This is a genomic window from Buchnera aphidicola (Nipponaphis monzeni) (genome assembly GCF_006741185.1).
GTDB lineage: Bacteria > Pseudomonadota > Gammaproteobacteria > Enterobacterales > Enterobacteriaceae > Buchnera_H > Buchnera_H aphidicola_T.
The window spans coordinates 117,655-130,123 of record NZ_AP019379.1; the positions used below are offsets into that span (position 1 = coordinate 117,655).

Annotated in this window: 9 protein-coding genes and 1 pseudogene; 9 read left to right on the forward strand and 1 reads right to left on the reverse strand. The window is 22.1% G+C overall.

Going from position 1 to position 12,469, the window contains the following annotated elements; all coding sequences use genetic code 11:
- The first annotated feature begins 149 nt into the window (after window positions 1-149).
- A pseudogene (tyrS, locus tag BUCNMO_RS00525) lies at window positions 150-1,419 on the forward strand (tyrosine--tRNA ligase).
- 137 nt (window positions 1,420-1,556) lie between these two features.
- Here tyrS and BUCNMO_RS00530 read toward each other — a convergent pair.
- A complete protein-coding gene (locus BUCNMO_RS00530; RefSeq protein WP_160118316.1) occupies window positions 1,557-1,958 on the reverse strand; it encodes an iron-sulfur cluster assembly accessory protein in 402 nt (133 codons plus the stop codon).
- A 644-nt stretch (window positions 1,959-2,602) separates the two neighbouring features.
- Between BUCNMO_RS00530 and ydiK the strand changes: the two genes are divergently transcribed.
- The 8 genes from ydiK (at window position 2,603) to pheT (ending at window position 12,469) form a co-directional block, all read left to right on the forward strand.
- Window positions 2,603-3,718, forward strand: coding sequence for an AI-2E family transporter YdiK (gene ydiK / locus BUCNMO_RS00535; RefSeq protein ID WP_158344621.1), 1,116 nt, complete (start codon window positions 2,603-2,605; stop codon window positions 3,716-3,718).
- A 628-nt stretch (window positions 3,719-4,346) separates the two neighbouring features.
- Window positions 4,347-5,393, forward strand: coding sequence for a 3-deoxy-7-phosphoheptulonate synthase (locus tag BUCNMO_RS00540; RefSeq protein WP_158344623.1), 1,047 nt, complete (start codon window positions 4,347-4,349; stop codon window positions 5,391-5,393).
- Window positions 5,394-5,729: 336 nt separating this feature from the next.
- Window positions 5,730-7,661, forward strand: a complete 1,932-nt coding sequence (thrS, locus tag BUCNMO_RS00545; RefSeq protein ID WP_158344625.1) for a threonine--tRNA ligase — start codon at window positions 5,730-5,732, stop codon at window positions 7,659-7,661.
- 3 nt (window positions 7,662-7,664) lie between these two features.
- Complete coding sequence (infC, locus tag BUCNMO_RS00550; protein WP_158344627.1) at window positions 7,665-8,216, forward strand: translation initiation factor IF-3; 552 nt, start codon at window positions 7,665-7,667, stop codon at window positions 8,214-8,216.
- Between the two features lie 74 nt (window positions 8,217-8,290).
- Entirely contained in the window at window positions 8,291-8,488 is a 198-nt protein-coding gene (gene rpmI, locus BUCNMO_RS00555) for a 50S ribosomal protein L35 (protein WP_158344629.1), read from the forward strand.
- Window positions 8,489-8,534: 46 nt separating this feature from the next.
- Entirely contained in the window at window positions 8,535-8,891 is a 357-nt protein-coding gene (gene rplT / locus BUCNMO_RS00560) for a 50S ribosomal protein L20 (protein ID WP_158344631.1), read from the forward strand.
- Between the two features lie 181 nt (window positions 8,892-9,072).
- Window positions 9,073-10,056: a phenylalanine--tRNA ligase subunit alpha gene (locus BUCNMO_RS00565; protein WP_158344633.1), complete on the forward strand. Its 984-nt coding sequence runs from the start codon at window positions 9,073-9,075 to the stop codon at window positions 10,054-10,056.
- Window positions 10,057-10,072: 16 nt separating this feature from the next.
- Window positions 10,073-12,469 (forward strand): phenylalanine--tRNA ligase subunit beta, encoded by a 2,397-nt coding sequence (gene pheT / locus BUCNMO_RS00570; RefSeq protein WP_158344635.1) that lies wholly within the window; start codon window positions 10,073-10,075, stop codon window positions 12,467-12,469.

Below are 12,469 nucleotides of genomic sequence, written 5' to 3' on the forward strand. Positions count from 1 at the left end.
TATTTAAGTTTTTTATAAAAAATATAATAAATTGATAATTTAATGATTTAAATTACATAAAATAACATTTATTATTTATTCTACATAAATAAAAATGTAATTAATATTAAGTACTAAATTTTTATTAATAAAATATTAAGGATTTTTAAATGATTGAAAATAATATTATTACTAATTTAAAATCTAAGGGATTAATATCAAAAATTACTAATGAAAAAAAATTGTTTAAAGAAATTATTTGTAATAAAATTACATTATATTGTGGATTTGATCCTACTGCTGATAGTTTACATTTAGGACATTTATTACCTTTATTATGTTTAAAACAATTTCAATTACTAGGACATAGGCCAATAATTTTAATCGGTGGAGCTACAAGTTTAATAGGTGATCCCTAGCTTTAAAAAAAAAGAACGAAAAATTTTGACAGGAGAAAATATTCATAAATGGATACAAAAAATTACTTGTCAAATATCTTTATTTGTTGATTTTAAATGTCATAACCGAGCGATTATTGTTAATAACTACGATTGGTTTAAAAAAATTAATATAATAAATTTCTTAAGAAATATAGGAAAATGTTTTTCAATTAACACAATGATAAATAAATCTTCTGTAAAAAAACGTATTAATAGGACAGAAAAAGGAATTTCATTTACTGAATTTTCATACAGTTTATTACAAGCATATGATTTTTTATTATTATATAAAAAATATAATGCAATATTACAAATAGGTGGATCAGACCAATGGGGTAATATTATTTCTGGAATAAATTTAGTTGATAAATTATATCATAAAAATGTTTATGGATTAACTACCCCATTATTAACCACATGTAATGGATCTAAATTTGGTAAAACAGAAATTGGTACAATATGGTTAGATTCTAAAAAAACTAGTCCATTTAATTTTTATCAATATTGGATTAATATTCCAGATACTGAAGTTTTTCATTATTTAAAAATGTTTACTTCATTCAGTTTGAAAGAAATACATAACATGCAATTAAATAACAAAAAATCTGAAAATTTTAGTAATTTTCGTAAAATGTTAGCTGACTATATTACTTTAATAATTCATGGGAAAGAGGGGTTATCTAGTGCACAACGTATTACTAATTATTTATTTACAGATAATATTCAACATATTACATTATCGGATATACAACAGTTAATTAAAGATGGCGTTAAATCAATACAATTGAAACACGAAAATTCTTTACAGAACATTTTAGTTTTATCTTCATTAGCTACATCTAAAAATAATGCTAAAACTATGATTTGTTCCAAAGCTATACGGATTAATAAAAAAATTCAAACAAATTGGAAATATCAATTAACTTATAATGATAAATTATTTACACGATATACTTTATTGTCACGAGGAAAAAAAAATCATTGTTTAATTTGTTGGTAAATTTGTTTCTAAAAATAAAAATATTAGTATAAACATACATTTATTACCTTTATCAAAAAAAAGCACTGTTGTACTAGATTTAATTTTTTTTATAAAAAATAATTTAATATTTACACATTACACTAAATGATCTATAGTTATTTAATAAAATTAAAACTTTCTCCACATCCACAAAAGTTTTTCATATTCGAGTTATAAAAAACAAAAATAAAATTTATTCCATTTTGCACAAAATCTATTTGAATGTTATTTACTATATGAATAATTTTTATAGGTATAAAAAAATTTATTTTTTTATCATGTAATAAATTGAACTCTATTAAGTGATGATTATTTGATAAATTTCTTATTAATTTACAAATATAACGAAAACCAGAACATCCAGATTTTTTTATATCTAATTTTATACCTATATTTAAACTATTTTTTTGTAGCAAATAAAAAAACTGGTCAATAGCTTTTTGAGTAATATAAATTTTAACATTATTATATTCTTTATTTATAACAGTATATAAAATAGATTTTTTTTTAATTTTCATAAGTTTTGAATTCATAACTAACAATTATATGTATTTAGAACATAAGTACACTTTTAAAACTAAGATTTGTTTTTTTAAAATTATATTTTGTAAACATTACTTAAGAAATCATTAAACATTTAAAATAGTATTTCATACTTTAAATATATTTAATATAAATCAAAAGATTTAAATTATAATTAATTATTTTTTAAATAAATGTTAATGTGTTGTTAGATATATTTCTTATTAGCAACAAAGCGTTTGTTAGAATATATATTGATATATATACATTATAATATTTTCGATGTAAAGAAATTATTAATATTTTAAATGTTAACTTTTTTGTCAATAAAATACAACTGTTCTGAATAAAAAAAATAAAAAGTTACTAAATAAAAGTAAGTTTTAAAAAATGTAAATAGCAATATTGTAACTAATATTCACATTATATTTATAATTTTGTTTTTTTTAAAAAAAATTATATTTTTTTATATGTAATACATTATTAAGCGTTTTTATTTCAATTTTTATCTCTTTATTCAGTTTATGTCTTAACTAATCTTTAGTATATTTTTTATTCTAAAGATACTATTGCCTATAAAAGTAACAACTTGTTCGTATGATTAAAAAATATCAAGGAACTATTGAGGTATAATTTTTGTATGCAAAATCCAAAAAAAAATATGGATTTACCAAAAGTAATTTTTTCTTTAGTATTCGTTATTTGTATGATAATTGCCAGTTTCTGGATAGTTCGTCCATTTGTATTAGGGTTTATTTGGGCAAGCATGATAGTAATAGCTACTTGGCCATTTATGATTAAATTACAAAGTTGGTTTGGAGGACAACGTTCATTTGCAGTTATTATTATGACTTTAAGTTTGTTACTTTTATTTATCATACCTTCTGTAATATTAGTACATATTATTATTAATAATAGTATACCTTTAATACATTTGCTTTCATCAGGTAAATTTAAATTTCCTACATTAATATGGTTACAAGATTGCCCTATAATAGGGAATAAATTATTACATAATTATAAAAAAATTATTAATGGAGGTGGTAATAATATAATAAATCAATTACAACCTTACATTGGTCGTACTACTGAATTTTTTTTTATACAAGCCAGTCATTTTGGTCGTTTTATAATCCATCTTGGTTTTATGTTAGTATTCAGTGTTATTCTTTATTGGAATGGAGAAAAAGTAACTAATATAATTAGACATGTCGCATTCAAATTAGCTTCTCAATCTGGAGATGCTGTTGTTTTATTAACGGGACAAGTTATTCGATCTGTTGCATTAGGAGTTGTTGTAACTGCACTATTACAAGGATTGTTAGGTTGGTTTGGATTAATTATATCTGGAATTCCTTATTCTGTTCTATTTATGATATTAACGATTTTATTTTGTTTAATCCAATTAGGTCCTTTACCAATTTTAGTTCCTATTGCTATTTGGTTATATTGGAATAATAATATTATTTGGGGAACCTTTTTGTTAGTATGGAGTGGTATAATATGTATATTAGATAATATATTAAGACCAATGCTCATAAAAATTGGAATTGATTTACCAGCATTATTAATATTGTCCGGAGTAATAGGAGGAATATTAGCCTTCGGAATTATTGGAATATTTATAGGCCCGGTAATTTTAATAATATCATATCGTATGATAGCATCTTGGATGTATGAAGCACCAATTTCTAAAATTTTAGTACAACATTCTACAAAAAAAATACCACACAAAAAAAAGAAAACAAAATATTAATTTTAATAACATCAATATGTAAACTTACATTATCAAAATAATTGATAAATTCGCAATAATAATTAAATGTTCTATATAATAATTTTATATTTATACTTAACTTTAAAAAATTTTACTATATTAAAATTAATAACTTGATATATATTAATTTATATACTTTGAAATAATTTGTTTACTATTTTAACAAAAAGCATCTATACAATCTTTATTAAAAAATTTGGACATATTATGTAAATTTAATTAATATAAGTTTATTTCAAGTTATTATTTTAATAAAAAGCAACATCAATTTTTTTAATTACATATTACATATTATATTATTTAGATTGATATAAATAAATAAACAAAAATATAAAAATGATTAAAATAAAAAAATGTATTAAATAAAATAAATAAATCAAATATATATCCTTTTTAAAAAAGATTTATTATTTAATAAATACGAATATTTTTATACTTATAAAAATGTTTATATAACGAATTATATAATTTATATTATTTTATTTTTAATTTTCAATATTATTAACTTCAATAATTTTTTGAAAAACTTAAAATAATATAAATGAAAATAATAATTAATGTCTTTATTAAATATTTATCAAATTTTAATTTATTTAGAGAAAATATAATGAAAAAAACAGACGAATTAAGAACAATAAGAATTGATCCTTTAATTACTCCTTTTGAATTAGCTACACACTATGCATTAACTCCTGAAATTATGGAGAATGTTATTCAAACAAGAACAAATATATCTAATATTATTAAAGGACATGATAAACGTTTACTTGTAATTATTGGTCCTTGCTCAGTTCATGATCCATCAGCTGCAATGGAGTACGCTAACAAATTATATGAATTACGAAAAAAATATTATTCTCATCTCGAAATAGTTATGAGAACTTATTTTGAAAAACCTAGAACAGTAGTAGGTTGGAAAGGATTAATTTCAGATCCTGAACTGAATGGTTCTTTCAAGGTTAATCATGGATTATCTATAGCTAGAAAACTATTATTAAATATTAATAAATTAGGATTACCTGCTGCTACAGAATTTTTAGATATGGTAATAGGACAATTTATCGCAGATTTAATTAGTTGGGGGGCAATTGGAGCGAGAACAACTGAAAGTCAAATTCATAGAGAAATGGCTTCTGCTCTTTCATGTCCAGTAGGTTTTAAAAATGGTACTGATGGAAATATACACATTGCTATAGATGCAATTAGAGCAACTCAAGAACGCCATTTATTTCTAGCTCCTGATAAAAATGGACGGATGACTATTAATCATACTAGTGGTAATCCATTTGGGCATATTATTATGAGGGGTGGTAAAAAACCTAATTATCATGCGCAAGATATAAAAAAAGCAACAGATAATTTAAGAAAACATCATCTTCCAGAATATTTAATGATTGATTTTAGTCATGCTAATTGCCTTAAAAAACATTATTTACAAATAAAAGTATGCGAATCAATTATAGATCAAATTTGCCATGGTAACAATGCAATTTTTGGAGTGATGATTGAAAGTTTTTTAAAAGAAGGTTCTCAAGTAATTAATAATAAAGATAAATTAATATATGGCCAATCTATTACTGATCCTTGTTTAGGATGGAAAGATAGTGAAATAATTATTGACAAATTAGCTGAAGCAGTAGATACACGATTATAAGTTTTGTATGCAGTTAGTTATTTTAACTCACTATACTTTGTTAGTTTAATTAACTAATTTAGTTTAATTTAATCGTATATACTAATATAAAAAATTATATTTATTATTTTTTATAAAAAAATAATAAATATATAATTAAAAAATCTTTTATTTAGAATTAAAAAATATATTAGTTATATACTCAATTATAGTAAGTATATATATTTCATATATCTAAATTTTTAAAAATAAAAAAAATTTAAACAAATAAATAATTAATTTTTTACCAATAAATATGTAGTTATAAAATATAAATTTACTTTTAAATTAATTGTTAATGCAGTGAAAGGACTTAATATGCCCATTGTTACATTAATAGATGGAACAAAAAAAATATTTAATGACCAAATTTCAATTTTAGAAATTGCCGAAACAATCAAATCAGGTTTATCTAAATTGTGTGTTGCTGCTGAAATCAATGGAACATTAGTAGATGCGTGTACTATAATTAATGAAAATTGTAATTTAAAAATTATCACTAATTGTACAAATGACAAATTTGCATTAGAAATTATCCGGTGTACTTGTATACAATTATTTTCTTATGCAATTAAAACTTTATGGCCAAATGCTAAATTAGCAAATAGCAAAATTACTGATGACGGTTTTTATTATGATATTGAATATGAATTAAAAAAAAATGATTTACATATCATAGAAAAAAAAATGCGAGAATTAATTAAAAGAAAATATTTAATTACTCGAAAAATAATAAGTTATGATAAATGTAAAAAAATTTTTAAAAAATCATTAGAATATTATAAATATTATATACTTAAAAATAACAATTTTAATAAAAAGAAAATATTAACTATTTATTATCATAATAACCATGTAGACATAACAAATGGTATTCAAACGTATAATATTAATTTTTGTAAAAATTTTAAAGTACAAAGATTTTCTGGAGTTTATTGGCTAGGTAAACTTAAAAACAAAACATTACAACGTATATATGTGACTGTTTGGGATTCTAACAAAAAATTAAATTTTTTTTTAAAAAATATTGATGATTCTTTAAAAAGAGATCATAGAAAAATTGCCAAAACACTCGATTTATACCATATACAAGAAGAATCTCCAGGAATGGTATTCTGGCATAATCATGGTTTAATAATTTTTCAAGAATTACAAAAGTTTATTAGAACAAAATTAGGATATTACAATTATCAAGAAGTTAAAAGTCCTATAATGATAAATAAAATTATGTGGGAAAAAAGTGGTCATTGGTCAAATTATAAAGATAATATATTTGTAACATCATCAGAAAAACGTAAATATTGTATTAAACCTATGAATTGCCCAGGCCATGTTCAAATTTTTAATCAAAAATTACATTCATATAAAGATCTTCCCATTCGAATAGCTGAATTTGGAATATGCCATAGAAATGAATCATCTGGTTCTCTACATGGATTAATGCGTACTCGATCTTTTACTCAAGATGATGCACATATATTTTGTACAAAAGATCAAGTACAAAAAGAAATAAATCATTGCATTCAAATGACATTTGATATTTATAAAACTTTTGGTTTTAAAGAAATTAATGTTAAATTTTCCAGTAGACCAAAAAAAAGAATTGGTGATGATATAACTTGGGATACAGCCGAAAATGATTTAATTAATGTTTTAAATGAAAATAAGTTAAAATTTACACATCAAGAAGGAGAAGGTGCATTCTATGGACCTAAAATTGAATTAACTTTAAAGGATTCTTTAAATCGTACTTGGCAATGTGGTACAATACAGCTTGATTTCTATTTACCTAAACGTTTACAATCTTTTTATATAGATAAGAATAACCATCGTAAGATCCCAATAATTATTCATAGAGCAATTTTAGGTTCTATGGAAAGATTTATAGGAATACTAACAGAAGAATATTCAGGATTTTTTCCATTATGGTTATCTCCGATTCAAGTAGGAATTATAAATATCACGGAAGACCAAATTGATTATGTCAATTTATTATATAATAAATTAATAATCTATAATATAAGAATAAAAAAAGATACACGAATAATTAACATGAATATAAAAATTAAAACACTTGTTAACTATAAAGTGCCATATATTATAATATGTGGAAATGATGAATTAAAAAAATCAACAATTACTATACGTACAAGAGACAATAAAATTTTAAAAAACATTAACATTAGTAATTTTATTGAAATGATACTAAAAGAAAATTCAATATATGCTTTACCTAAGATGGAGGTATAAAGTATTAAATCTGGAAAACGAATGAAATTTACACGCCCTAATAGAATTAACGGAGAAATTCGAGCAACTGAGGTGCGTTTAACGGGAATACAAAACGACCCGATAGGAATTGTTAGCTTAGATAAAGCTTTAAATTTAGCAAAAAGCATTGGAGTAGATTTAGTAGAAATTAGTCCAAATGCGCGTCCACCTGTATGCCAAATAATGGATTATGGTAAATTTTTATACAAAAAAAGTAAATCTCATAAAAAACAAAAAAAGAATCAAAAAAATATACAAATAAAAGAAATAAAATTTCGTCCTGGTACTGAAGAAAGTGATTATCAAGTTAAAGTTCGTAATATTACTAAATTTTTAATAGAAGGTCATAAAGTTAAAATAACTTTAAGATTTCGAGGAAGAGAAATGGCACATCAAGAAATAGGAGTTCATTTGTTACATCGTATAAAAAATGAATTAAAAAACTTATCTACAATTGAATTCTTTCCATCTAAAATAGAAAGCCGTCAAATGATAATGATATTAGGACCTAAAAAAAATAAAATAAAAAATTAATAATTCATTCACAATTTTAAGTATTTTAACTCAATTACCATATATTTTTATAAATTTCAATGGAAGTATTTTTTATGCCAAAAATTAAAACTTTAAAAAGTGCTTCAAAAAGATTTAAAAAAACTTCATCTGGTCAGTTTAAAAGAAAACGAGCAAATCTGAGACATATTTTAACCAAAAAAAATAAAAATTATAAAAGACATATGAAACTACATACTATAGTTTCTAAAAACGATTTTAAAAAAGTTAAATTATTTTTACCTTATTTATAATTGTACTTAATAAATTATTTTATATTTAGATAAGAGAGTAAAATAAATGGCTCGTATAAAACGAGGAGTAACAGCACACGCTCGTCATAAAAAAATATTAAAAAAAGCAAAAGGATATTATAGTGCACGATCTAGAACATATAGAGTAGCTGCTCAAGCTGTAATTAAATCAGGTCAATATGCCTATCGAGATAGACGTCAAAAAAAACGTCAATTTCGTAAATTATGGATTGCTCGAATCAATGCAGCGAGTCGTAATTACAACATTTCTTATAGTAAATTTATATTAGGATTAAAAAAACTATCAATAATAATCAATCGAAAAATTATTTCAGATATTGCTATTTTTGATAAACCAACTTTTTTAACATTAGTTCAAAAAGTACAAGAAGCTTTAAGGTAATTTGTTATTTCTAAATTATATTTAATGTAAAATATCAACGTATCATATGTATGTTATTAAATAACATTTGTATAATTTTAATAAATATTTAAAAAGCTTCCTTTTGTTGGAAGCTTTTTTAGTTTAATCAGTTCTCAAAATATATAAAATATATTAATGTAAGTTAAAATAGAGGAAGATAATATTGTCTTTACTAAAGATATTTAATTCAGCAAAACATGCTATTAAAAATATAAAAAACTTAAAAGACTTAGAAATAGTTCGTATAAAATATTTAGGTAAAAAAGGATATTTTTCTATCCAATTAAATATTCTAAAAAAATTAAAATTAAATGAAAGAAAAAACTTTAGTATTTTATTTAATGAATATAAAAAAAAAATTCAAGAGTTATTAACAAAATGTAAAACAAAATTAAAGAGTGTATCTTTAAAAAAAGATTTATTATCAGAATGTATAGATATATCACTTCCTGGTAGAAAAATTGAAAATGGATCTATGCATCCTATTACTATAACGATTGATGCATCAGAAAATTTTTTTTATAAATTAGGGTTTAATATTTTAACTGGACCAGAAATTGAAAATGATTATTATAATTTTGATGCTTTAAATATTTCTAAAAATCATCCTGCACGTGAATCACATGATACATTTAGATTTAGTAACAAAATTTTGTTAAGAACTCAGACTTCAAGTGTACAAATACGTGCAATGGAAAAATTTTTACCTCCATTTAAAGTAATTACTTCTGGAAAAGTATATAGACATGATTATGATATCACTCATACTCCAATGTTTCATCAAATAGAAGGTCTTATTATAGATAAAAATATCAGTTTTTCAAATTTAAAATGGATTATGTATAAATTTTTAAAGAATTTTTTTCATAAAAATATCCCAATTAGATTTAGAAGTGCATATTTCCCGTTTACAGTTCCTTCCGCTGAAATAGATATTCAAGATGTTAATGGTAAATGGATTGAGGTACTAGGTTGCGGAATAGTCCATCCTAATGTTTTAAAAAATGTTAATATTGATACTAAAAAGTATTCTGCTTGTGCATTTGGTATCGGAGTAGAACGTATAACTATGTTAAAACATGAAATTAATGATTTACGTTATTTTTACGAAAATGATTTAAGATTTATTAAACAATTTAAATAAAAGTAGATAATAAAAAATGAATGTTAGCGAAAGTTGGTTAAGAGAATGGGTAAATCCTTTAATCACAACAAAAAAATTATGTAAACAATTAACAATTTTAGGTTTAGAAGTCGAAGAAGTAAATCAAATAATTAATCAATTTTCTAATGTTTTTATAGGAGAAGTTATTTCTATTCAAAATAATATTTTTGATTTAAAATATGAAATATATGTAGTACATATTGGATGTTCAAAATTATTAAAAATAATATCATACAAAAATAGTTGTAAAATTAAAGATAAAGTAATAATAGCAAACTCTCAATCTAAATTATATAATAATATCAAAATTAAAATGATAAATGTTCAAGGAATTCAATCAGAAGGTATATTTTGTTCATTTTTTCATTTAGGATTATTTCCTTTTAGTACAAATATAATTAAATTACCATTTGATACATTCACAGGAATTGATATTCAAAAAGTCAAATTTTTTAAAGATACTATAATTAAATTAAATATTAGCACTAATCGTTTAGATGAATTTAGTATTTTAGGTATTGCTAGAGAGGTATCTATAATAAATAATTTACCTATTCCTATAGTAAACAAAAAAACATCCTTAGTTACTTCTCGAAAAAAAATTAAGATACAACAAGAATTAGATATAGATAATTTTATTTATTTAGGAAGAGTAATAAAAGATATTAATATTAACGTACAAACTCCATTATGGATGCAAGAAAAATTAATAAAATGTCATATTATGCCTCAAAATTTTATAATAGATGTTATAAACTTTATTTATATAGAAATTGGAGAGCCTTTACATATTATAGATTTAAAATCTATAAATACTAATATAATTTATTTAAAAAAAATAAACTGTGAAGAAAACATTATCTTATACAATAAAGAAAAAGTATTTGTAAAAAAGGGTACTATAGTATTAAGTAACGAATCTAAATTGTTAGTAGTAGGTAATAATTACTCTACTCAATATTCTAGCATTAATAAATTTACTAAAAACATATTTTTAGGATCTTTATTTTTTAATTTCAACGTAGTAAAAAAAATTATTAAAAGAAATAATTTAGATAAAAAAATAATTGATTATTATCAATATAGCATTAATTCAGATTTACAAGAATATGCAATTGAATATGCTACACAACTAATTACAAGTATATGTAATGGTAAAGTAGGACCATTAATAAAACAAGAGATAATAAAACAAAAAACTTCCAAAAAAAAAGCAATAATTATAAAACATAGCAATATTAATCGTATTATTGGAATAAACATAGAAAGTATAGTAATAGAACAAATATTATTACGTTTAGGATACGTAATTTACAAAAATACTAAAGGTTGGAAGGTAATTCCTCCTCATTGGAGAGTAGACCTTTCTATAGAAGAAGATATTATTAGTGATATTTTAAGAATTTATGGATATTCTAGAATCAATAAAAAATCATTAATTACTACAATGAATATTGTATGTAACAATGAATACAAACATATATTTCTAAAAAAAGCTAAAAGTATACTTGTTAACAAAGGATATTATGAAGTTATAAATTATGCTTTTGTCAATCCTAAAATTCAAAATTTGATTATACCTAATAAAATACCTTTATTGATATCAAATCCTGTTTCGTTCGATATGTCAGCTATGCGACTTTCTTTATGGGTGGGTTTAATAAATAATGTAATATATAATCAAAATAGACAACAAAATAATTTACGTTTTTTTGAAAGTGGATTATGTTTTATACCTGATAGTCAATTACAATCAAAAGTTAAACAAAAATTATTTTTATCTGGTATTGTTAGTGGAAAATGTTACCCAAAATCTTGGAATCTTCCTAATAGAACAATTGATTTTTATGACTTAAAAGGTGACGTAGAAACAATTCTATCATTATTTACTGAACTCGAAAACATAAAATTTTGTTACAAAAAAATTTCATCGCTACATCCAGGACAAAGTGCTGCCATTTATGTTGATAAAAATAAAATTGGGAAAATAGGAGTGTTACATCCCAATATATCGGATTTTTTAAACTTAAAACGTAAAGTTATTATATTTGAAATATGTTTAGAAAATTTTAAACAAAAAAAAATTAAAAAAATAATTGAATTTTCAAATTATCCTAGTATTAAAAAAGATATTTCTATTATTGTATCTAATACTGTCATGTATTATGAAATAATAGAAATATGTAAAAATATAGCTCAAGATAAAATATTAAGTGTTGAAATATTTGACGTTTACTATCAATTAAAGGAGTACCCAGGTAAAAAAAGTTTAACTATAAGCTTTATTTTTCAAGATTTAAAAAAAACGTTAAAAGAAAAAGAAATTAATATAATAATTGAAAAATGTATAACAAAATTACAACATCAATTTCGAGCAATATTAAGGTACTAA